The organism is Streptomyces roseoviridis (assembly GCF_039535235.1).
Lineage (GTDB): Bacteria > Actinomycetota > Actinomycetes > Streptomycetales > Streptomycetaceae > Streptomyces > Streptomyces roseoviridis.
In genome coordinates, this window is sequence record NZ_BAAAWU010000001.1 from 1,749,071 (window position 1) to 1,771,934 (window position 22,864).

General features: G+C 74.4%; 17 protein-coding genes. 6 read left to right on the forward strand and 11 right to left on the reverse strand.

What is annotated here, in order from left to right; translation table 11 throughout:
- Positions 1-202 precede the first annotated feature (202 nt).
- Entirely contained in the window at positions 203-376 is a 174-nt protein-coding gene (locus ABD954_RS07905) for a hypothetical protein (RefSeq protein ID WP_345485079.1), read from the forward strand.
- A 71-nt stretch (positions 377-447) separates the two neighbouring features.
- On the opposite strand, the gene ABD954_RS07910 is transcribed toward ABD954_RS07905, so the two are convergent.
- Together ABD954_RS07910 and ABD954_RS07915 are read right to left on the reverse strand one after the other, a co-directional pair.
- Entirely contained in the window at positions 448-1,248 is an 801-nt protein-coding gene (locus ABD954_RS07910) for an inositol monophosphatase family protein (RefSeq protein ID WP_345485080.1), read from the reverse strand.
- Between the two features lie 12 nt (positions 1,249-1,260).
- Complete coding sequence (locus tag ABD954_RS07915) at positions 1,261-2,388, reverse strand: ferrochelatase (RefSeq protein WP_345485081.1); 1,128 nt, start codon at positions 2,386-2,388, stop codon at positions 1,261-1,263.
- A 157-nt stretch (positions 2,389-2,545) separates the two neighbouring features.
- Between ABD954_RS07915 and ABD954_RS07920 the strand changes: the two genes are divergently transcribed.
- Positions 2,546-3,802: an MFS transporter gene (locus ABD954_RS07920; protein WP_345485082.1), complete on the forward strand. Its 1,257-nt coding sequence runs from the start codon at positions 2,546-2,548 to the stop codon at positions 3,800-3,802.
- Positions 3,753-5,081, forward strand: coding sequence for a D-arabinono-1,4-lactone oxidase (locus ABD954_RS07925; RefSeq protein WP_345492027.1), 1,329 nt, complete (start codon positions 3,753-3,755; stop codon positions 5,079-5,081). The genes ABD954_RS07920 and ABD954_RS07925 overlap by 50 nt, the downstream gene beginning before the upstream one ends.
- Positions 5,082-5,084: 3 nt before the next feature.
- Here ABD954_RS07925 and ABD954_RS07930 read toward each other — a convergent pair whose 3' ends face one another.
- The gene (locus ABD954_RS07930) at positions 5,085-5,819 is read right to left on the reverse strand and encodes a hypothetical protein (RefSeq protein ID WP_345485083.1); all 735 of its coding nucleotides are present in this window, start codon (positions 5,817-5,819) and stop codon (positions 5,085-5,087) included.
- Between the two features lie 608 nt (positions 5,820-6,427).
- Between ABD954_RS07930 and sepH the strand changes: the two genes are divergently transcribed.
- Complete coding sequence (gene sepH / locus ABD954_RS07935; RefSeq protein ID WP_345485084.1) at positions 6,428-7,483, forward strand: septation protein SepH; 1,056 nt, start codon at positions 6,428-6,430, stop codon at positions 7,481-7,483.
- Positions 7,484-8,598: 1,115 nt separating this feature from the next.
- Here sepH and ABD954_RS07940 read toward each other — a convergent pair.
- A complete protein-coding gene (locus ABD954_RS07940) occupies positions 8,599-9,426 on the reverse strand; it encodes a sulfurtransferase (protein WP_345485085.1) in 828 nt (275 codons plus the stop codon).
- 213 nt (positions 9,427-9,639) lie between these two features.
- On the opposite strand from ABD954_RS07940, the gene ABD954_RS07945 reads away from it, so the two are divergent.
- Complete coding sequence (locus tag ABD954_RS07945; protein ID WP_345485086.1) at positions 9,640-10,416, forward strand: VOC family protein; 777 nt, start codon at positions 9,640-9,642, stop codon at positions 10,414-10,416.
- Between the two features lie 89 nt (positions 10,417-10,505).
- Here ABD954_RS07945 and ABD954_RS07950 read toward each other — a convergent pair whose 3' ends face one another.
- Genes ABD954_RS07950 through ABD954_RS07960 form a run of 3 tightly spaced genes read right to left on the reverse strand, consistent with a single transcriptional unit; the run spans position 10,506 to position 15,893 of the window.
- Positions 10,506-12,050, reverse strand: coding sequence for a polysialyltransferase family glycosyltransferase (locus ABD954_RS07950; RefSeq protein WP_345485087.1), 1,545 nt, complete (start codon positions 12,048-12,050; stop codon positions 10,506-10,508).
- Between the two features lie 2 nt (positions 12,051-12,052).
- Positions 12,053-13,027: a glycosyltransferase family 2 protein gene (locus ABD954_RS07955; protein WP_345485088.1), complete on the reverse strand. Its 975-nt coding sequence runs from the start codon at positions 13,025-13,027 to the stop codon at positions 12,053-12,055.
- A gap of 40 nt (positions 13,028-13,067) precedes the next feature.
- On the reverse strand, positions 13,068-15,893 hold the full coding sequence (locus tag ABD954_RS07960; RefSeq protein WP_345485089.1) for a YfhO family protein: 2,826 nt from the start codon (positions 15,891-15,893) through the stop codon (positions 13,068-13,070).
- A 137-nt stretch (positions 15,894-16,030) separates the two neighbouring features.
- Between ABD954_RS07960 and ABD954_RS07965 the strand changes: the two genes are divergently transcribed.
- Entirely contained in the window at positions 16,031-17,023 is a 993-nt protein-coding gene (locus ABD954_RS07965) for a GlxA family transcriptional regulator (RefSeq protein WP_345485090.1), read from the forward strand.
- Between the two features lie 120 nt (positions 17,024-17,143).
- Here ABD954_RS07965 and ABD954_RS07970 read toward each other — a convergent pair whose 3' ends face one another.
- The 4 genes from ABD954_RS07970 to ABD954_RS07985 all read right to left on the reverse strand — a co-directional run bounded on the left by ABD954_RS07970 (position 17,144) and on the right by ABD954_RS07985 (position 22,834).
- Positions 17,144-17,791 carry a thymidine kinase gene (locus ABD954_RS07970; RefSeq protein WP_345485091.1) on the reverse strand — a complete coding sequence of 216 codons (648 nt, stop codon included), beginning with the start codon at positions 17,789-17,791 and terminating at the stop codon, positions 17,144-17,146.
- A 72-nt stretch (positions 17,792-17,863) separates the two neighbouring features.
- Complete coding sequence (locus tag ABD954_RS07975; RefSeq protein WP_345485092.1) at positions 17,864-19,069, reverse strand: alkaline phosphatase family protein; 1,206 nt, start codon at positions 19,067-19,069, stop codon at positions 17,864-17,866.
- Positions 19,069-19,662: a DUF5998 family protein gene (locus ABD954_RS07980; RefSeq protein ID WP_345485093.1), complete on the reverse strand. Its 594-nt coding sequence runs from the start codon at positions 19,660-19,662 to the stop codon at positions 19,069-19,071. The genes ABD954_RS07975 and ABD954_RS07980 overlap by 1 nt, the downstream gene beginning before the upstream one ends.
- Before the next feature lie 85 nt (positions 19,663-19,747).
- The gene (locus tag ABD954_RS07985; protein ID WP_345485094.1) at positions 19,748-22,834 is read right to left on the reverse strand and encodes a bifunctional acetate--CoA ligase family protein/GNAT family N-acetyltransferase; all 3,087 of its coding nucleotides are present in this window, start codon (positions 22,832-22,834) and stop codon (positions 19,748-19,750) included.
- Between the last annotated feature and the right edge of the window lie 30 nt (positions 22,835-22,864).

The window sequence follows — 22,864 nt, forward strand, 5'->3', positions numbered from 1 at the left end:
CAGCGGACGAGAATCGACCCGATTCGGGGCCCAGTTGAGGTTTCTCTGAGGAAGGGCCTGGGGAGGACGACTGCACACCCCGCGATCACGCCCTGTAGGTGGCGCACCACCTACCGCTCTCTGTCCCCCAGAGGTAGCAGTGTGTGATCCACCCACCCTCGGCACACCCCCGTGCCACCGACCCACGACGAGGGGGCGCACGATGGACGCTTTCACCGCAGGGCTGCTGCACCGGATCAAGACCACGCAGTCCGACCTCACGCGCGCTCGTGAGACGGGCGACGACTTCCTCGCGGAGGTCGAGCAGGCCGAGCTCGACGACCTGCACCGCCTGGCCGCCGAACACGGCGTGGAGGTCCGCGCGGCCTGCGCCTGATCCCACCGGCACGGGCGGGCCCCCGGAGTCCTCGACTCCGGGGGCCCGCCCGCGTCCGGCACACCCGACCCTCAGTCGTGCCAGGCCCCCCACTCCTCCAGCAGCTCCTGCACCACCCCGAACAGCCCCGCCGACGCCGCGAGCACCAGCTCACCCGACGCCGGCTCACCCGGGCGGCCGCCCGTCAGGGCGCCCGCCTCGCGGGCGATCAGGTCGCCGGCGGCCAGGTCCCAGGGGTTGAGGCCGCGTTCGTAGTAGGCGTCGAGGCGGCCGGCGGCGACGTCGCAGAGGTCGATGGCGGCGGAGCCGCCGCGGCGGATGTCGCGGACGCGGGGCACGAGGCGCTGGGCGACGTCGGCCTGGTGGGCGCGCCGGGTCTGGACGTAGCCGAAGCCGGTGGCCACCAGGGCCTGGTCGAGCGCCGGGGAGGGACGGGCGGCGAGGCGGCGGTCGCCGAGCCAGGCGCCGCCGCCGAGGACGGCGTGGAAGGTCTCGCCGCGCAACGGCACCTCCACGACGCCGACGACCGTCTCGCCGTCCCGCTCGGCGGCGATGGAGACGGCCCAGGTCGGCAGCCCGTAGAGGTAGTTCACGGTGCCGTCCAGCGGGTCGATGACCCAGCGGATCCCGCTGGTCCCGGCGCTGGAGGCGCCCTCCTCGCCGAGGAAGCCGTCCTGGGGGCGGTGCTCGGCGAGGAAGCCGGTGATCAGCTTCTCGGCGGCGATGTCCATCTCGGTGACGACGTCGATGGCGCTGGACTTGGTGTCGGCCACGGCCAGGTCGTCGGGGCGCCCGTCGCGCAGCAGCGCTCCGGCCCGGCGCCCGGCCTCCAGGGCCAGGTCGAGGAGTTCGGACAGCAGGGGATCGGTCACGGGGCGGTCTCCTTACGCGTACGGGCTGTCGGCGCCGGCCGCCGCCGGCCGCTCGGCCCGGGCGGGGCAGCAGCCGATCGGGCAGAGGTCGTGGGAGGGGCCGAGGGCGCCGAGGGCGCAGCGCTCGACGCGCTGCCCGCGCTCGGTCGCCGCCCGCTCCAGGACGAGGTCGCGGACGGCGGCGGCGAACCGCGGGTCGGCCCCGACGGTGGCCGAGCGCCGCACCGGGAGCCCCAGCTCGGCGGCCTTGGCGGTGGCTTCGGTGTCGAGGTCGTACAGGACCTCCATGTGGTCCGAGACGAAGCCGATCGGCACCATGACGACGGCCGGGGCGCCGGCGCCGTGCACCTCCTCCAGGTGGTCGCAGATGTCCGGCTCCAGCCACGGGATGTGCGGGGCGCCGCTGCGGGACTGGTAGACGAGCTGCCAGGGGTGCGCGACGCCGGTCTCCTCGCGGACCGCGTCGACGATCAGCCGGGCCACGTCGAGGTGCTGCTTCACGTAGGCGCCGCCGTCGCCGTGCTCGGTGACGGGCCCGGAGGTGTCGGCGGCGGAGTCCGGGATGGAGTGGGTCGTGAAGGCGAGGTGGGCGCCGGCCCGCACGGACTCGTCGAGATCGGCGAGCGAGGCGAGCACGCCCTCGACCATGGGGCGGACGAAGCCGGGGTGGTTGAAGTAGTGCCGCAGCTTGTCGACGCGGGGCAGCGGCAGCCCTTCCGCCTCCAGCGCGGCAAGGGAGTCCGCGAGGTTCTCGCGGTACTGGCGGCAGCCGGAGTAGGAGGCGTAGGCGCTGGTGGCGAGGACGGCGATGTGGCGCCGGCCGTCGGTGACCATCTCGCGCAGGGTGTCGGTGAGGTACGGGGCCCAGTTCCGGTTGCCCCAGTAGACCGGCAGGTCGAGGCCGGCCGCGGCGAAGTCGGCGCGCAAGGCGTCGAGGAGGGCGCGGTTCTGGTCGTTGATGGGGCTGACGCCGCCGAAGAGGAAGTAGTGCCGGCCCACCTCCTTCAGCCGTTCCTTGGGGATGCCTCGGCCGCGGGTCACGTTCTCCAGGAACGGGACCACGTCGTCCGGGCCCTCGGGGCCGCCGAAGGAGAGCAGCAGCAGCGCGTCGTACGGGGCGGGATCGAGCTCGTCGGACATGGCACCGATCCTCCCACCCCCGCCCGGTCCCCGGCGGGCAGGCCCCTCGGGAGGGCGGCCGGGTGGGCCCGGCCGAAAAAGAGAGTGACCGATTCAGTTCAAAGCCGTAGGCTTTAGCTATTAATTACACGTGTTGAGCGGAAGCCCGGAGATCACCTTGCCCAGTCCCTACCGCGCGATCTTCGCCGCCCCCGGCACCAGATCCTTCTCCGTGGCCGGCTTCCTCGGCCGGATGCCGCTGTCCATGATGGGCATCGGCATCGTGACCATGATCTCGCAGGTCACCGGGCGGTACGGTCTCGCGGGCGCGCTCTCCGCGACGCTCGCGATGTCCGCCGCGGTGCTCGGCCCGCAGATCTCCCGCATGGTGGACCGCCACGGCCAGCGACGGGTGCTGCGCCCGGCGACCGTGGTCGCGCTGCTGGCCGCCGCGGGGCTGCTGCTCTGCGTCCAGTTCGAGGCCGCCGACTGGACGCTGTTCGTGTTCACGGCCTTCATCGGCTGCGTCCCGAGCGTCGGCGCGATGACCCGGGCCCGCTGGGCGGACATCTACCGGGGCGAGGCCCAGCGGCTGCACACCGCGTACTCCTGGGAGTCGATCGTCGACGAGGTGTGCTTCATCTTCGGACCGATCGTCTCCATCGGCCTGTCGACCATCTGGTTCCCCGAGGCCGGTCCGCTGCTCGCCGGCGTCTTCCTCGCCGTCGGCGTCTTCTGGCTGACCGCACAGCGCGCCACCGAACCGGCCCCGCACCCCCACGAGGAGCACTCCGGCGGCTCCGCCCTGCGCTCCCCCGGCCTCCAGGTGCTCGCCCTCGCCTTCGTCGCCACCGGCGCCATCTTCGGCTCGGTGGACGTCGTGACGGTCGCGTTCGCCGAGGAGCAGGGCCACAAGGCCGCCGCAAGCCTGGTTCTGGCCGTCTACGCGCTCGGTTCCTGCCTCGCGGGCGCCGTCTTCGGACTGCTCCACGTCAAGGGCGAGCCGTCCGTCCGCTGGCTCGTGGGCGTCTGCGCGATGGCCGTGAGTATGATCCCCCTCCTACTGGCCGGGAACTTGCCGTTGCTGGCCGTGGCGCTCTTTGTCGCGGGCCTGTCCATCGCGCCGACGATGGTGACCACCATGGCCCTCGTCGAAGCGCACGTACCGCGCACCAAGCTGACCGAGGGCATGACCTGGACAGGTACCGGGCTCGCGATCGGTGTGGCGCTCGGCTCCTCGGCCGCCGGCTGGGTGGTCGACGCGTCCGGGGCGGAGGCCGCGTACGTGGTGCCCGTGGTCTCGGGCGCGCTCGCGGTCGTGGTGGGGCTCCTGGGCTATCGCCGGCTGCGCGAGCCGGCGCCGACGCGGGAGGGACGGCGTGACGATGACACAGCGGTCGGGGAACGGCTCGACGGCGAGCAGCACGTGGCGTAACTGGGCGGGGAACGTCACCTCCCGGCCGGTGCGGGAGGTGAGTCCGGCCTCCGCCGAGGAGCTCGCCGACGCCGTGCGCAAGGCCGCCGAGGACGGGCTGCGGGTGAAGACGGTCGGCACCGGCCACTCCTTCACCTCGATCGCCGCCACCGACGGCGTGCTGATCCGGCCCGGTCTGCTCACCGGCATACGGCGGATCGACCGCGAGGCGATGACCGTGACCGTGGAGTCCGGCACGCCGCTGAAGCGGCTCAACGTGGCGCTGGCCCGGGAGGGCCTGTCGCTCACGAACATGGGCGACATCATGGAGCAGACGGTCGCCGGGGCGACCTCCACGGGCACCCACGGCACCGGACGGGAGTCGGCGTCCCTCGCGGCGCAGATCCGCGGGATCGAGCTGGTCACCGCCGACGGCCGCCTGATGACCTGCTCGGCCGAGGAGAACCCCGAGGTCTTCGCCGCCGCCAGGATCGGCCTCGGGGCCCTCGGCATCGTCACGGCCCTCACCTTCGCCGTCGAGCCGGTCTTCCTGCTCACCGCGCGCGAGGAACCGATGAGCTTCGACCGGGTGACCTCGGAGTTCGACGCGCTGCACGCGGAGAACGAGCACTTCGAGTTCTATTGGTTCCCCCACACCGACAACTGCAACACCAAGCGCAACAACCGCAGTGCGGGCCCCGCCGCGCCGCCCGGACGGGTGAGCGGCTGGATCGAGGACGAGCTGCTGTCCAACGGGATCTTCCAGGTCGCCTGCGCCGTGGGCCGCGCGGTGCCGCCGCTCGTCCCGTCGATCGCCAAGGTCTCCAGCCGGGCCCTGTCGGCCCGTACGTACACGGACATCCCGTACAAGGTGTTCACCTCGCCGCGCCGGGTGCGCTTCGTGGAGATGGAGTACGCGCTGCCGCGCGAGGCGGCGGTGCCGGCGCTGCGCGAGCTGAAGGCGATGATCGAACGCTCGCCGCTGAAGGTGAGCTTCCCCGTGGAGGTGCGCACGGCACCGGCGGACGACATCACGCTGTCCACCGCCTCGGACCGGGAGTCGGCGTACATCGCCGTGCACCTGTACAAGGGCACGCCGTACCGCGGGTACTTCACCGCGGTGGAGCGCATCATGACCGGGCACGGCGGCCGGCCGCACTGGGGGAAGATCCACACCCGGGACGCCGCCTACTTCGAGAAGGTGTATCCGCGGTTCGCCGAGTTCACGGCGCTGCGGGACCGCCTCGACCCGGACCGGCGCTTCGGCAACGACTACCTGCGCCGGGTCCTGGGCGACTGACGGTCACTCCGCCGCCGGCTCCCGGGGACTGACGGGGGCGGTGGCGGGCGGGGGCGCCGGAGACGTGGCGCCGGCACCGTCGGAGGGCCCGGTGGAACCGGACGGCGTGGGCGTCGGAGTGGGCGTGGGCACCGGCGTCGGGGTGGTGTCCGGACCGGTCGGACCGCTGCCGGGGGTGGCGGCGGGGTCCGGGACGTCCCCGCCTCCGGTCCGCTCCCCGCCCTCCCCCTGCCCGGCGCCGGCGCTCGGCGTCGCGTCCGGCGTCCCGCCGCCGGCCGGCCGCTCCTCGCCCTCGCCGCTGTCTCCGCCTCCGCCGCCCCGACCGCTGACCACGGAGCCGAAGGTGGTCGTCCCCCCGGTGCCGCTGAGGTCCTGACCGGAGGTCAGCTCGTACGCGGTGATGCCGCCCATCGAGATCAGGAAGACCACGGCGGCGCCGACGGCGGGGCGCTTCCAGCCCCGGACCCGGGTGCCGTGGGTGGTGGGTTGGCCGAACTCTCCGGTCGGCGTCGCCCCGCTCCCGTACGGCGCGGCGGCCTGCCGCGCCTTCGGCCGGGGGACCTTGACCTCGCGCATCTGCTCACCGGTGCGCTTGAGGAGGTGCTGCAGGACCGGGCCGCCGCAGGTGGCGATGACGCTGATCACACCCGCGCCGACGATGGTGCCGTACACGCCGAGGGTGGAGGCGAGCTTGGCGGCGAGGACGGCCGCGAGGGCGCTGCCCGCGACCTGAGGCACGCTCAGGTCGAACCGCTTCCTCTCCGCCTTCTCCGCCCTCTCCCCCTTCCCCGCCTTTCCCTGCGCACCTGTACCCGCCTTGCCCGCCTTTGCCTGCGTACCCGTACCCGCCTTCTCCGCCGTCTCAGTCGTCCCCGTGGTCTCCGTGTGACGCATCTGCGGCCCCTGCTTGTTCATCTGTTCCACCGTGCACCCACAAGGGCCCATGGGCGAAGGGATTAGTTCCGTTTCTGGTGTTTCTGTGAAGAGCGACACGCGTCACCCGGACGACGGGGAATCAACTCCCGCGCACCCCGAGAAGTTGGGCGGCGCGCCTGTCCACCCAGGTGGCCCGAATGGAGTACTGTGGCGAACCCTGGGTCCGGATTCCCTCACGGGTGTCCGGAATCGACGGAAGGGGGCCGAAGGTGGCACTCGAACCGGCGGCGCCGCGGCACCGCACGGACTCCCGCGACACAGCGTGACGGCCTGTCACTCTGCGTCGCAAATGGGTAACCGTGCCATAACGGCGTTCCAGGGTCCAGGCCCGACACGCCGGGCAACTCGGCAGGGTTGTGGCAGGCTGCACCCGGGCAGGCCACACTCGACTAGCGGAAGCAGCGACGCACGTGACGTCGGCAGGCACCACCCGGGAGGTTCCCATGCCCGAACTGCGTGTCGTGGCCGTCTCGAACGACGGCACACGACTGGTGCTGAAGGCTGCTGACAGCACGGAGTACACGCTTCCGATCGACGAGCGGCTGCGCGCCGCCGTGCGCAACGACCGTGCGCGGCTCGGCCAGATCGAGATCGAGGTGGAGAGCCACCTCCGCCCCCGCGACATCCAGGCGCGCATACGTGCCGGTGCCTCCGCGGAGGAGGTCGCCCAGCTCGCCGGCATTCCCGTCGACCGCGTCCGGCGCTTCGAGGGCCCGGTGCTCGCCGAGCGCGCCTTCATGGCGGAGCGGGCCCGCAAGACCCCCGTACGACGGCCCGGCGAGAACACCGGGCCGCAGCTCGGCGAGGCGGTGCAGGAGCGGCTGCTGCTGCGCGGCGCCGAGAAGGACACCGTGCAGTGGGACTCCTGGCGCCGTGACGACGGCACCTGGGAGGTGCTCCTCGTCTACCGGGTGGCCGGCGAGGTCCACACGGCCAGCTGGACGTACGACCCGCCGCGCCGGCTCGTCCAGGCCGTCGACGACGAGGCGCGCGCGCTGATCGGCGAGACCGACGACACGCTCGCCGCGGTGCCGGAGCCGAGCTTCCCCTTCGTGCCGCGGATCGCCCGGCTGCCCCGGGACCGGCCGCTGGACCGCGCGCTCGACCGCCAGATGGAGCGGACGCCCGCTCCGGCGGCCGAGGCCGAGGAGGAGCGCGACTCCCTGACCAGTCTTCTGGAGGCCGTGCCGAGCTTCCGTGGCGACCTGGTGGTGACCGAACCGGCCGACACGGAGCCCTCGGACGAGGTCGAGGCGGAGGAACCGCCGGCCCCGGCCGCCTCCGCGGGTGCCGGCTCGGCCTACGCCGACGTCCTCATGCCGCGGGCCGTCTCGGGCCACCGCGACCGCCTCCACGGCGCCACCGACCGCCAGGCGGAAGCGGACGGCGTCCGCCCGGGCCGCCGCGCCGCGGTCCCCAGCTGGGACGAGATCGTCTTCGGCACCCGCCGCAAGAAGCAGGAGTGACACCCCGTACGAAGACGAAGGGGCCCGCGCCGGTGTGGCGCGGGCCCCTTCGTGCACGGGGCGGACGGCAGAGCCTGGCCGGCCTTGGAGTGACGGCCCGGGCCGAGGTCTGAGCGCGCCTTTCGCGCTGGGGCGGGACCTTCCGCGTACGGGGTGCGAGAGGGACGGCAGGGGCTACGGCGCGTGGCAGCGGCGGGGGCCTGACCGGGTCCGTCGACGCACGGCGAAGACCGGAAGCCGCCGGACGAGCCTTCACGGCGGAACCGCGCCCCCGCGTATGGCGCAGGCCGGAGGACCTGCCGGACCTACGCGGCGCGTGACGAGCGGCGGGGCGCCTGACCGGGCCCGTCGACGCAGGGCCAAGACCGAAAGCCGCCGCGCGGACCTCCGCGGCGGGACCGCGCCCCCGCGTATGGCGCGAGCCGGAGGACCTGCCGGACCTACGCGGCACGTGGCAGCAACGGGGCGCCTGACCGAGCCCGTCTATGCAGGGCGAAGACCGGAAGCCGTCGCGCGGGCCTCCGCGGTGGGATCGCGCCCCCGCGTATGGGGCGGGCCGCAGGACCTGCCCGGCCTACGACGCGTGACGAGCGGCGGGGCGCCTGACCGGGCTCGTCGACGCAGGGCCAAGACCGGAAGCCGCCGCGCGAGCCTCCGCGGTGGGACCGCGCCCTCCGCGCACGGGGCTGGCCCGAGGCGGACCGGGCGCGTACGGCGTACCGCGCAGGCCAGAGCCCCGGCGTGGGCCTTGGCAGCCGGCACGGGCCCGACGCGTACGGGAGGTCGCGGGCCTGCCCGCACCTATCGGGTACGGCGCGTGCCGGGAGGGCCCGGGCGTCGGAGCGGGATGCGGGGGTCTCGGCGCCGGCCCGGTCGGGCACCGCCTCCCCGGCCGGCGGCGCCCACCCCGCGCGTCCGTCGGCGGGCCGGGCCCGGGGGCACCGAGTCCACCGCGCGGCCGCCGCCCGCTTGGGCGGCCGTACGGCGGTCACGTTCGAGGTGTTCCCCCGGCCTGGCACCGCTCTCGCGCTCGGCGTCGCGACACCGGTGGTGATCACCGGGGCGCGATCCCGGGGCGGCGGCGCCCCCTTCCCCGTACGGCCGGGGTCCGGGCGTCAGCGCGGGTCCGGGCCCGTGGCGACCGGGCGGGACGGGTCGGAGGACCATTCGGACCAGGAACCCGCGTAGAGGGCGGCGGGGATGCCGGCGATCTCGAGGGCGAGGACCTCGTGGGCGCCGGAGACGCCCGAGCCGCAGTAGACGGCGACCTCCGTGTCCTCCTTCGCGCCCAGGCCGGCGAAGCGGGCCGCCAGGGCGTCAGCGGGCAGGAAGCGGCCGTCGGGGCCCACGTTCTCCGTGGTGGGGGCCGAGACCGCGCCGGGGATGTGACCGCCGACCCGGTCGATGGGCTCCACGTCACCGCGGTAGCGCTCCGCCGCGCGCGCGTCGAGCAGCAGGCCCGAGCCGGCCAGCGCCGCCGCGCCGTCCGCGTCCAGCAGACCGAGCGCTCCCGGCCGTGGCTCGAAGTCGCCCGGCTCGGGGGACGGGACGTCCTTGGACAGCTCGCCCTCCCAGGCGGCGAGGCCCCCGTCCAGCACCCGCACGTCGGGATGCCCGGCCCAGCGCAGCAGCCACCAGGCGCGGGCGGCGCCCCAGCCGAGGCCGCCGTCGTAGACGACGACAGGCGTATCCGCCGAGACGCCCGCGCGGCGCATCGCGGCGCCGAAGGCGGCCGGGTCCGGCAGCGGGTGCCGGCCACCGCGTCCGGGCGGGCCCGCGAGTTCGGTGTCGAGGTCCACGTAGACCGCGCCGGGAAGGTGCCCGGCCTCGTACTCGGGGCGTCCGGGCGGGCCGCCGAGGGTCCAGCGGACGTCCAGGAGGACCGGCGGCCGCGCCCCGGCCGACTCGCTCAACAGTTCGCTTGCGGAGATGATGGGCTTCATGGGTGCCATCCTCGCTCAGCGCGCACCCTGAAGACGGCCCTCCTTCCCGAATCGTCGGGGGCGCGCGGCGCGCCCGCGGTGCAACCATCGGCACGGGACGTACGACCGGTCGATGTGTACGACGGGCGGAAGCTGGGCAGGGACCCGCCGGAGCCCCGCCGTACGGCCCGCCGACCCCACCCTCGTACGGCCACTGGCGAGGAGAGAGTGACGATGACCGAGGCGACTCGGCGCACCCCCGGTACACCCTGCTGGGTGAGCTTGATGGTGCACGGACTTGACGCGACGCTGGAGTTCTACGCGTCGCTGTTCGGCTGGGACTTCGTGCCCGGCCCGCAGCAGCTCGGCCCCTACGTGCGGGCCCTGCTCGACGGCCGCGAGGTGGCCGGGATCGGCCAGCTGCCGCCCGACCGCCATCTGCCGATCGCCTGGACCACGTATCTGGCCACGGACGACGCCGACGAGACGGCGGAGACCATCCGCTGCTGCGGAGGCACGGTCGCCGTCGGTCCGCTCGACGCGGGCGAGGCGGGGCGGCTCGTGATCTGCTCGGACCCGGCCGGCGCCGTCTTCGGCGTCTGGCAGGCCGAGGCCCATCACGGCACGGCGACTGCGGGGCCGGCCGGCACCCCGGTCTGGAACGAGCTCCTGACGTACGAGACGTCCTCGGTCGGCAAGTTCTACCGGACGATCTTCGGTTACGAGGCGGAGCCCGTCGTCTCCGCCGACTTCGACTTCATGACGCTGCACCTCGACGGCCGGCCGGTCGCCTCCCTGCACGGCGTGGGGACGGCACTGCCGCGGGACCGGGGCGCGCACTGGATGACGTACTTCGAGGTCGACGACGTCGACGCCTCGGCCCGGCTGGTCTCGGAGCTCGGCGGCCAGGTGCTCCGCCCGCCGCGCGAGGGCACGGCGGGACGGCTGGCACTGGTGACCGACCCCGAGGGCGCGGTCTTCACGCTCGTACGGTCGGCGGAACGGACCTGAGGTCGGCGGTCCTGAGGTCCGGGGTCGGCCCCGAACGGACGGAGGCCCCGGGAGCTGACGGCCCTCGCCCGTGAGGGGCCGGGAGCCGGTCAGACCCGGGCGCGCGCCGGGGCGTCGAGCCCGAGTTCGGCAAGCCGCTCCGCCGGGAAGTGGAGGGCGGCGGCCGGGTCGTCCCGGTGCTCCGCCAGGTAGCGGACGGCCTCGGCGCGCAGCCCCGGGTGGGCGGTCGGCCGCATGCAGTAGCCGACGGCCCGCACCAGCGGCGCGAGACCGGCGGGCGCGCCGCCCGGCACGGCGGGCTCGGCGCCCCCCTCCAGGTCGGGCACGAGGTGGTCGACCACGGTCAGCGGTACGCGGTTGCTGTTCTCGTACGGGGTGAGCCGGGCCAGGACGGTGCCGGTGCCGACCCGCGCGACGGGCACGCCGTAGTAGACGGCGGCGGTCAGCAGGGCCGTGGAGAAGCAGCCCACCACCAGGCGGGGCCGGCATCGCTCGTAGAAGGTCTCGGCGAGCAGCGGCCCGTCCAGGACGGTGAGGGTGACGCCGGCGCGGGCGGCCTCCTCGTGGAGGGCGCGCGAGTAGCTCGCGGGGGCCGTGGGGTGGGGCTTGAAGACGACGGAGCGGTGCCCGGCCGCGGCGGCGCCCCGCAGCATCCGTACGTGCAGGTCCTCTTCCTCCTCGACGGTGAGGATGCCGAGGACGGCGAGGTACTGGCCGAGCAGCAGCGCGGTGGGCGCGGCGGCGACCGCGGCGGCGAGGACCTCTGCCCCGCCCGCGGCCCCGGCGGCCACTCCGGTCGTCGCCCCGGCGGTCACCTCGGTCGTCACTCCGGTCGTCGCTCCAGTCGTCGCTCCGGTCGTCGCTCCGGTCGTCGCCCCGGCGGTCACCTCGGCCGTCGCCCCAGCCGTCACTCCGGTCGTCACTCCGGCGGCGTCCGCGATCTCCCGCAGCACCACACGGAAGGCGTCGTCGGGGACCAGCTCGGCCCCGACCCCGTACTCCGTGAGCAGCAGCGGGCGCAGGCCCGGGACGAGGTCGAGGTGGAGGACGCGGCGGATGCGGCAGGCGATGGACTGGGGAAGTTCGTCGCGGGTGGGGCCGTAACTCATCAGCCCGTCCGCGTAGACGTGGACGGCGCTCTCGGCGAAGACGGCGGCGAGCGCCTTGGCCGGGTTGACCTGGATGGACTCGACGACGACCTCGACGGTGGCGGTGCCGAGTCCCCACGCGGTGCGGAAGACCCGCTGCCAGAGCGGGGACTCCTCGGGGCGGGGCGCCCAGGAGCTGGGGTGGTGCGGGTGGACGGCCTCGTTCCAGTCGACGACCTCGTCGAAGCGGGTGGCGATCCGCTCGTAGCCGGTCATGGCGTCGAGGCGGAGGGCGGTCTCGGGCACCTCGGCGTTGTTCGCGACGAGCAGCAGGCGCCGGGCGTGGCCGGGGGCGCCGAACTGCCCGGCGTCGATGGCCGCGGCGACGGTCGCGGCGCCGTAGAGGGTGGACACCTGGAAGATCTGCACGCGATCCGTGCCGTCAGAGCGGCTCCTGCCCTCCGGGTGGCCGACCGCGTCGACGCGGTTGACGCGGTCCACGCGGTTGACGCGGTCGACTCCGTGCACGTTCTCCGTGGTCGGCATGGTCAGGCGGCCTTTCCGGTGTCGCGCAGGCTCCTGAGCAGGGTGCTGCGGGGTGCGTCCATGGTCGCGAGGGTCTCGTCGAGGACGGTCTGCGGCATGCGCCGCAGGGCGTCGGAGACGTCGCGGCGCAGCCGTTTGGCCACCGCCGGCTCGTACTGGTCCGCCTTCGCCATGTGGAAGGCGATCATCGCGCAGTAGGTGCGGACGGCCTTCGGCAGGAACCGGTCGGCGTCGCGGTCGCGGGAGACCTCCTCCAGGAGCAGGTCGTAGGACGGGATGAAGTCGAGCTGGCGGTTGTCGGTGATCTGGGTGAGCGAGGTGGTGACCCCGCGCCGGTAGAAGACGCCGTGCAGGGAGAGCGCCGCGTAACTGCGGGCGGTGAGGTGGAGGCGCCAGATCCAGAGCCGGTCCTCGGCGGTGCGCAGCTTCGTCTCGAAGCGGGAGGCGCCGTCCTCGAACAGCCGGGCGCTGTAGATGCCGAACGGGACGAAGGGGTAGTCGACCATCGTCACCATGCTGGCCGGGGCGATGCCGTCCCTGGGATCCATGACGGTGTCGCGCAGCTTCGCCGGGGCGTAGCGGATCTGCCGGTTGCGGCCGGTGGACAGGACGTGGTCGGTGCGGGCGAAGTCGCAGCCCAGACGCTCGATTCCGGCGACCATCGCGCGCAGGTGGCCGGGGGCGTACCAGTCGTCGCCGTCGAGGAAGGTCAGGTAGTCGCCGGTCGCCGCGTCGATCCCGGTGTTGCGGGCCTGGGCGACGCCGAGGTTGGTCGCGTGGCGGATCACGGTGGCCCGCGGGATGCGGTCCTTCCAGCGGTCGAGGAAGTCCGGCGTCTCGTCGGTGGAGTGGTCGTCGATCAGCAGGAACTCGATGTCGGTGCCGGCGGGGTCCGCGTTGTCCGCGAGGCTGCGCAGGGTGTCGGGGGCGTACGGCCCGACATTGTGGAAGGGCACGACGACGGACAGTTTCGGCACTCGGACTTCCCCAACTCGTGTGTCTGTACTGGCGGGCAGACTAGGCAGCGCTCTTCTCCGCCGGACGAGGCTCCGGTTCACGCGGGGTGAACTCTTGCCGTCCCTCGGGTGCACGGGTGCGGCGACGGTGCAGCAGGGCCGTGGCGAGCAGCGCGGCGAGGGCCACGGCTCCGGTCGCGCCGCCGAGCCGCAGGCCCGGCGGGCGGAAGGAGCAGGTCACGGAGGTGGCCCGGCCGTCGAGGGGGACGGCGAGCAGACCGTTGCGGCTGTGGGCGGGGACGAGGGGCGCGTCGCCGGCCGCGCAGCGCCAGCCGGAGATCCGGGGGACGGCGAGGACGGCGGTGCCGGTGCTGCCCGGGGGAAGCTCGGCCGTGACGGTGTGGCCGGTGGTGCGGACGTCGGTCGCGCCGGTGGCGGTCAGCTGCCGTACGGCGGCGTCGAGCCGTTCCGGCACGAGGCAGCCGATCGGGTGCTCGGGCAGCTTGGGCCGGGGGCCGCCCTTCGGCGCGGAGGGCGAGCCGGCCCGGGGCTTGGGCTGGGGGCGGGCCTCGGGCTCGGTGCCGGCCGGGGTCCTGGGCCCGGCCTGGGACTTGGACCGAGGGCGGGCCTCGGGCTCGGTGCCGGCCGGGGTCCCGGGCCCGGCCTGGGACTTGGACCGAGGGCCGGCCTCGGGCTCGGTGCCGGCCGGGGTCCTGGGCCCGGCCTGGGACTTGGGGCGCAGGTCGATCCGGACCGCGCCGGTGGCGGGGGTGGTGCCCAGCTGCTGCATGGGGGCCAGGACGGAGGGCTGCTTGCCCGCGAAGCCGACGGGCTGCGCGTCGGCGAGCGCGGCGGTACCCCGGTACTCGGGCGCCCAGAACCAGACCCGGGAACCGGCCGGACAGCGCGCCGTGAGGGTGGTGCTGCCGTCGGGCGCGGTCGTGCGGAGCGGGGCGTCCGGCACGTCGTACACGGTGTGGCCGAGGAGGAGTTCCTGGCGGGTGAAGGCGGAGTCGGCGGCGCCGGCGCGGGCCGGCCCCGGTGTGCGCGGGTGGACGGTGACGAGCGGCGGTACGGGGGTGTCGGTGACGGTGATGCGGGCCTCCGGCAGCCGGTCCGGGTCGAGCGGGGCGGAAGGGGTCGAGCGCATCCGGGTGCCGATGGAGAAGATCGCGTCGGTGACCGGGTTGTCGAGGCTGACGGGGTGCCGGCCCTTGGCGTAGTAGCCGAAGCCGAGGCCGGCGAGGGTGCGCGAGTACGTGGCCGCGGTGAGGCTGCTGTAGTAGTCGGCGCCTTCCCCGCCGACGATCAGGACGTCGTTGCCGCCCGGGACCTCGCCCGGGTCGGTGCGGTGGCGCGGCCAGGAGTCCTCGGCGGCGACGGCGCGGGCCATGTCGGTGTGCCAGGGGCCGATCCGGGGCGCCCAGGAGACCTTGCTCAGCTGCTGTTCCTCGATGCGCTTGCCGGTGACGAGGGTCTCGCCGGCCTGGGCGGCGAGCAGTAGGCCGACGGCGAGGGCGGGCAGCAGCCGGCCGCCGGGGCGGCGGCCCGCGCGCAGGGCCGCGCCGGCGGCCAGCACGGCGAGCGCGGCGGACGCGGTGACGGCGGGGTAGGTCCAGCGGTCGATGTCGGCGCTGCCGCGCGCGGCGAGGGCCGCGCCCGCGAGCAGCGCACCGCCGCCGAGCAGGGCGGCCGGCCGGGGCAGTCCCCGGGCCGTGGACAGCCAGGCCGCGACGAGGAGCAGTCCGCACAGGACGAAGGTCTGGCGGTACGGGATGCCGTTGGGCGAGGCGCCGGCGTGCCAGAGCAGGTGCGTCGGCTCCCACTGGAGGGAAAGGGCGACCAGGACGATCGCCGCGCTCCAGCCGACGCGCTCCCGGGCGGGGACGTCACGGTTGAAGGGCAGGGTCAGGGCGAGTGCCAGGGCCGGGGTGCCGATGAAGAGGGCTGGGGTGGCCACGCTCGCGGTCGCCGGCAGGAGGCGGGCCAGGACGTCCGTCCAGGGAGCGGGGGCGAAGGCGGTGGGCGGGGTCGGATCGGCCACCTTGGTGCCGAGGAAGATCACGACGACGAGCGGGGCGGCGAGCCCGATGCCGATGAGGACGGTACGGACGGCCCGCACCAGCCCCATGAGGCGCGGGCGCCGTTCGGCGGAGGCGGCGCGGGTGGCCGGATCCTCGCCCGGCCTCTCGGCCGCGCCGCCGTCCTCGGTGAGGAGGCGCACGGCGAGGACGAGGGCCGCGCCGATCGTCGCCATGTAGGCGGTGTAGAAGTTGGCGAACCAGGCGAGGGCGACGACCAGCGGCCCGAGCACCGGCCTGCGGCCCTGGCGCGCCCACTCCCCCACCAGGCACAGCAACGGGAAGGCGAGCAGTCCGTCGAGCCACATCGGGACGCTGGCGCCGTAGTTGAAGGTCCAGCCCGACAGCGCGTAGGCCGTGCCGAGGACGGCGGCCACCGGCCAGGGACCGCGCCGCAGGGTGAGCAGGAGGGCCGCCATCGCCGCGCCCGCGCCGGCGATCTTGGCGGCGGTGATCACGTACAGGGCGAGCTCGGGCCGGTCGGCCGGGAAGAGGACGACGAGCAGGGCGAACGGGCTGCTCAGGTAGGTGCCGAAGTCGCCCAGGAAGTTGGAGCCGAAACCCGATGTCCAGTTCAGGAAGAGGTCCCCCGGGGTCTCGCCGAGGAGGAGCTTGCGCCAGTGGACGTGGTACGGCAGGTACTGCTGGCCCAGGTCGACGATGTTGCGGGTTCTGGATCCGAGCGGGTGGCTCCCGGCGAGCCGGCCGGCGAGGCAGAACAGGAGGCCGGTGAGGAGGGCCGCTCCGGCCGCCGCCCGCAGTCGCGGCCGGGACGGTGAGGGCTCTGTCTCGGCAGCGGGTGGCACACGTCCTCCAGGAGCTCTGCGGTGATCGCCGTAGGACGGCATTACCGCCGAAGCGGGCGACGGCCGGCCCATCGGCAGGCGGTCTCCGCGCGCACCTCAGGTGAACAGCGGGTGCCCGTCCTCGTACGATGCGGATCATGGGTCCCGCCGAACGCCTCGTCGTCATCGTCCTCTTCGAGGGCGTCGATCTGCTCGACGTCACGGGACCGCCGGAGGTCTTCGCCCTGCTGCGCCGCGAGACGGACGGGGCGCCGGGCTACGTGGTCGTCCTGGCCGCCGAGACCATGGCTCCGGTCACCACGTCCGCCGGTGTGCGCGTCCTGCCGGACGTCACCTTCGACGAGCTGGCCGCACGGGCCGTCGACACCCTCCTCGTGCCCGGATCGGTCGAGGTCGACGAGCGGCGCCGGGTGCGCGCGCTGGTCGACCCCGAAGTGGTCGACCGGGTGCGGTCCCTCGCCGAGCGGACCCGGCGGGTCACGTCCGTCTGCGTCGGGGCGCACATCCTGGCCGCCGCCGGACTGCTCGACGGCAGGCGCGCCACCACCCACTGGTCGACCGCCCAGCAGCTCGCCGCCGAGCATCCGGAGGTGGAGGTCGACGCCGACCCGATCTTCATCCGGGACGGCGACGTGTGGACGGGCGCGGGCATCAGCTCCTGTCTGGATCTGGCGCTGGCCCTCGTCGCCGACGACTTCGGCGAGACGACGGCACTGCGGATCGCCCGTCAGCTGGTGATGTACGTGAAGCGGCCCAGCGGGCAGAGCCAGTTCAGCGTGCCCCTCGAACCGGTCTCGACGACCCGGCGGGTGGAGGACCTGCGCCACTACATCAACCGGAACCTCGGTGAGCGCCTCACCCTCGCGGACCTCGCCGCGAGCGCCCACATCAGCGAGCGCCAGCTCACCCGTATCTTCAAGTCGGAGCTGGGCACCACCCCGAGCGCGTACATCGAGTCGGCCCGCGTGGAGATGGCCCGCCGGCAGCTGGAGTCGACCGACGCCACGCTCGAACGGATCACCACCCTGTGCGGGTTCGGCACCACGGACACGCTGATACGGGCGTTCCGCCGCAGGCTCGACACGACGCCGATGGAGTACCGGCGCCGCTTCCGCACCACGCCCGGCTGAGGGCCCGCCCGGACGGCGGGCGACGGACAGTGCGTAGTGGGGGGTAGGGGACGACGGACGGCGGCCCGGGCCAGGCTCAGTCGGCCGGCTCGGCCGGTCGGCCAGGCGCAGTCGGCCGGCTCAGCCCAGGCTCACCGGCAGGACGTCCGGCGACAGCGCCGCCGCCCGCGCCGTCGCGCTCGTCATCCGCTTGCGGTGGTGCCGGCGGCACAGCACCTCGTAGCCGATCTCGTTCCCCGCGTTCACGTCGCCGACGACGACCTGCGCGCCCTCGACGACCATCTCGCCGCCGACGGTGCGCGCGTTGTGGGTGGCGCGGGCGCCGCACCAGCACAGGGCCTCGACCTGCAGGACCTCGACCCGGTCGGCGAGTTCGACGAGCCGCTGGGAGCCGGGGAACAGCTTGGAGCGGAAGTCGGTGGTGATGCCGAAGGCGAAGACGTCGAGTTCCAGGTCGTCGACGACCCGGGCGAGCTGGTCGATCTGCTCGGGCGCGAGGAACTGGGCCTCGTCGGCGATGACGTAGTCGCAACGTCCGCCCTTCGACAGATGGGCGACGAGGTACGCGTAGAAGTCGAAACCCTCGGCGGCCTCGACGGCGTCGGTGACGAGCCCGAGGCGGGAGGAGAGCTTGCCCTTGCCCGCGCGGTCGTCCCTGGTGAAGATCATGCCCTGGAGGCCCCGCGCGGAGCGGTTGTGTTCGATCTGAAGAGCGAGGGTGCTCTTTCCGCAGTCCATCGTTCCGGAGAAGAACACCAGCTCGGGCATGGGAGGTCGAGGACCTTTCGCGATCGGAGGGGGAGGGGGGCAGGGGCGCGGGCGTGGAGCGGGCGGGACGCGTCAGGTACGGACTTCGAGGAGCGGCACCAGCTGCTCCGCCGGCGTCATCGACCCGTGCATGCCCACCATGGCGGACTCGTTGGGCTCGTTGACGGAGGCCGTGAGGGCGAGGTCGCCGTCGGCGGCGGCGATCACGTCGCCGATCCGTCCGTACACCCGCTCGTCGATCCGGTCGCCGAACCAGCCGAGTCCGATGGCCTCGTCGCGGCTCGCCACCCAGAAGCGGTCGCCGAGCACCTCGCGCCAGCAGGTGAGGACGTCCGCCTCGGCACCGGGAACGGCGTAGACGTGGCGGGCCCGGCCCTCGCCGCCGAGGAGGGCGACGCCGGCGCGCAGCTCCCAGTCCTCGTCGAAGTCGATCCGGTGGTCCTCGTCGAACGGGATGTCGACCATGCCGTGGTCGGCGGTGACGTAGAGGGCCGAGCGGGGCGGGAGCTGTTCGGCGAGCCGCTGGACGAGCCGGTCGACGAACATCAGCTGGCCGCGCCAGGCGTCGGATCCGATGCCGAAGCGGTGTCCGGCGCCGTCGAGCTCGCTGTAGTACGTGTAGACCAGGGAGCGGTCGCCGGCGGCGAGCTGCTCGGCGGCCAGGTCCATGCGCTCCTCGCCGGAGAGCCGTCCGTGGAACGTTCCGCCGCTCAGCGCGATCTTGGTGAGCGGGGTGTCCCGGAAGACCGGCGAGGACACCTGGGCGGTGTGGATCCCGGCCTCGTCGGCGAGCCGGAAGACGGTGGGGTACGGCTGCCAGACCGGCGGCGAGGTCCAGGGGTTCCAGCGGAGCTGGTTCATCAGCTCGCCGGTGTCCGGGTTCCGCACGGTGTAGCCCGGCAGGCCGTGGGTGCCGGGGAACTGTCCGGTGCCGACCGAGGCGAGGGAGGTCGCGGTGGTGGCGGGGAAGCCGGCGGTGAGGGGGCGACCGGTGCCGCCGAGGGAGCCGGCGAGCAGCGAGGTGAGGTAGGGCGCCTCGTCCGGGTGGGCCTTGATCTGCTCCCAGCCGAGCCCGTCGATGAGGAAGACGCAGTTGCGGTCGGCGGGCTCCAGCTCCGTCAGGCGCGCCTCGAAGCCGGGCACTCCCTGCCCGGCGACGAGCGTGGGCAGGAGGTCGGCGAGGGAGCCGGTGCCGTAGGCGGGGACCGGCGCGGAGGCGGGGTCCAGCGGAACCGGGTCGTCGGGCCAGCCCCCGGTCAGAGCCACGGGCAGGACCATCAGCGGGCGGCCTGGGTCGACGCGGTGGCCTCGGACAGCGCCTGGGCGAAGGCCAGGGTCTGCCGGACGGTGTCGGGGCCGTCGCCGGCGTCGCTGACCCGGAGGCTGAGGTCGTCGGCGGTGGAGTTGCCGGTGTAGCCGTGGTCGGCGTCGCAGTTCGGATCACCGCAGGCGGCCGGCTCCAGGTCGATCCGGGAGACGGCGCCCCAGCCGATGGTGAGGACGACCTCGCGGGGCAGGGTGCCCGGGGTGTACGACTCGGGGTTGGCGACGACCCGGCTGACCACGATCGAGGAGATCCGGTCGAGCTTCACGGACTCGGTGGACGTGGTGGCGTACGGCGTCGGGGAGCTGCTGTCGGCGGCCTGCTCGTCGGTGTGGCTGACGATGAAGCGGTTGGCCGTCAGGACGAGCACGGTGACGTGGCGGCGGACCTCGTTTGCGTCGAAGGTGGTCTCCTGGTGGACCACGTACGACGTGACGGCCTCGCCGCCGACGGCGGCCTCCACCGCCTCGGCCACGAGGGCCGGGTAGTAGCCGCTGCGCTCGATCGCCGCGCGCAGCCCCTGGGTCGTCGTACCGGTCTTCGCCATGGGCTCCATCCTACGGGGCGGTGGGGGCCCCTCCGGCCCTCCGGCGCTGCTCGGCGGCTCGGTCACGGCGTGCTCCTTCCCACGCTCACTGGTAGCTCGGGAGGCGGCGCGGGCCGAGGTCGCTGCGCGGCGGGGGCGGGGCGAGGCGGACGGTGGCGCCGAGGACGGAGAGGCCGCGGCGGGCGACGACGACGGGTTCGAGGGAGATGGCGACGACCTCGGGGTGGTCGTCGACGAGCCGGGAGACCCGCAGCAGCAGTTCTTCGAGGGCGGGGGTGTCGACGGGGGCGGAGCCGCGCCAGCCGAAGAGGAGCGGGGCGGTGCGGATGGAGCGGACGAGGTCGGCCGCGTCCCGGTCGGTGGCGGGGACGAGCCGGTGGGACATGTCGCCGAGGAGCTCGGAGGGGGCGCCGGCGAGACCGAAGGAGAGGACGGCGCCGACGGCCGGGTCGATGGCGGCGCGGACGACGGTGTCGACGCCGCGGGGCACCATGGCCTGCACGACCGGCTGGAGTTCCTCGGGCTTGCCGAGGGTGTCGGTGAGCTCGGTGTAGGCCGTGCGGAGCTGTTCCTCGCTCGCGAGGTCGAGGCGTACGCCGCCGAGGTCGGGGCGGTGGCGCAGGTGGGGGGCCGTGGTCTTGAGGGCGACGGGGAAGCCGAGGCGGGCGGCGGCCCGTACGGCCTCGTCGGGGGTGGGTGCGGGCAGGGTGGGCAGGACCTCGATCCCGTACCGCCCGAGCAGGGCGAGGGTGTCGTCGGTGCCGAGGGTCACGCCGCGCGTGTCGACGGCGGGCGCGCCGAGGATCCGGTCGATGAGGGCGGCGGCGCCGGCCTCGTCGATGTGGTCGAACTCGGGCACCCGCCCGGGGTCGGTGGCGGTCTGGCGGCGCCACTGGCCGTAGCGGACGGCCTCGGCGAGGGCCCTCACGGCCCGCTCGGCGGCGGGATAGGCGGGGATGGGGCCCCGGGTGGGCGCCGGGTCGGCCGCTTCCGGGTGTTCGACGTCGGACGTCGCGGGGCCGCCCGTCCCCGAGCCGGAGGCGGGTGCCGCCGCGGCGGAGGCGGGCGGGGCCGGGTGAGTGCCGGGCACCCCGGCGGCGGAGGCGGGTGCCGAGGAGGCGGTCCCGGAGGGCGCGGGCGGCTCCTCGGTCAGGGGCCTCGGCGCGGTGGCGCCGGCCGGGCGGTCCGCGAGGGCGGCCGGGCGGTCCGTGAGGCCGACCGGGCGGTCCGTGAGGCCGGCCGGGCGCTCCCCCGTGGGGGCGGGCGGGGCCGCCGGGCCCGCGGGGCGCGTGCGGGTGGCGGCGGACAGGGCCTCGGCGAGGGCGCCCATCTCGACGTGGACGACGACGACCGGCTTGGCCGGGCCGGGGGCGGCGGCCACGGCGGCGCGGAGGGCGGTGGCCAGGACCTCGCCGTCGCCCGACTCGGTGGCGCCGTTCTCGCCGACCCAGGGGATGGCGGTGACGACCACGGCGTCGCAGGCGTCGTCGGCGAGGGCGGCCGTGAGCGCGGCGCGGAAGTCGGCGGGAGTGGCGCCGGTGGTCAGGTCGAGGGGACGCAGCGGCCGCAGGCCCTCGGTGAGGCAGGCGTCGTAGGTGAGCAGCCCGAGGGACTCGGAGTTGCCGAGGATGGCGACGCGCGGGCCCGCCGGCAGGGGCTGGTCGGCGAGCAGGAGGCCCGCGTCGACGAGTTCGGTGACGGTGTCGACGCGGATGACGCCCGCCTGGCGCAGCAGGGCGGAGACGGTGGCGTGCGGGATGCGGGTGACCGGGACGCGGTGGCCGGGCGGGGCGCTGCCGCTGTGCCGCGCGCCCTTGACGACCACGACCGGCTTGACGGCGGCCGTCCGGCGGGCGAGCCGGGTGAACTTCCGGGGGTTGCCGATCGACTCCAGGTAGAGCAGGACGACGTCGGTGGCGGGGTCGTCGTACCAGTGCTGGAGGAGGTCGTTGCCGGAGACGTCGGCGCGGTTGCCGGCCGAGAGGAAGGAGGAGAGTCCCGCGCCGCGCCGGTGCAGTCCGGCGAGGAGCGCGATGCCGATGGCGCCGGACTGGGTGAAGAGCCCGATCCGTCCGGCGGTCGGCATCTGGGGGGCGAGCGAGGCGTTCAGCCGTACGGACTCGGCCGTATTGATGATCCCGAAGGCGTTGGGTCCGATGATCCGCATCCCGTACGAGCGGGCCTGGCGCACCAGGGCGCGCTGGCGTTCGCGGCCCTCGGCCCCGCTCTCCGCGTATCCGGCCGAGAGCACGACCAGTCCGCGCACCCCGTGTTCGCCGCAGTCCGCGACGGCTTCGGGGACGCGCTCGGCGGGAACGGCGACGACGGCGAGGTCGACGGGCTCGCCGATGTCGGCGACGGAGCGGAAGGCGGGGACGCCCTCCAGTTCGTGCCGCCCCTCCCCCAGTGCGGCGTTCACCGCGTGGACGCGGCCGGTGTAGCCGCAGTCGAGGAGGTTGCGCAGCACGGTCCGCCCGACTCCACCGGGGGCGCGGCCGGCGCCGATCACCGCGACGGAGCGGGGGGCGAGGAGCCGTTGCACGGAGCGGGCCTCGGCGCGCTGTTCACGGGCGCGCTGGACGGCGAGGGAGCGGTCGGTGGGCTCCAGGTCGAGGTGGAGGCGGACGGAGCCGTCCTCGAAGCTGCGCTTCTGGGTGTAGCCGGCGTCCGTGAAGACCTTGATCATCTTGGTGTTGGCGGGCAGCACCTCGGCGGCGAACCGCCGGATCCCGCGCTCGCGGGCGACCGCCGCGATGTGTTCGAGGAGGGCGGAGGCGACCCCCCGTCCCTGGTGGGCGTCCTGCACCAGGAAGGCGACCTCGGCCTCGTCGGCGGGGGCGGAGGCGGGGCGGCCCTGCTCGTTGATGCGGTCGTAGCGGACGGTGGCGATGAAGTCGCCGCCGACGGTCGCCGCGAGTCCCACCCGGTCCACGAAGTCGTGGTGGGTGAAGCGGTGGACGTCCTTGGCGGACAGGCGCGGGTAGGGCGCGAAGAAGCGGTAGTACTTGGACTCGTCCGAGACCTGCTCGTAGAAGCTGACCAGCCGGTCGGCGTCCTCGGCGGTGATGGGCCTGATGCGTGCGGTGCCGCCGTCGCGGAGGACCACGTCCGCTTCCCAGTGGTCGGGATACGCGTGTTCCGGCTGCTCCGACTGTTCCGACGCGCTCTGCATGGGGCAAGCGTACGGCCGGGGTCCGACAGT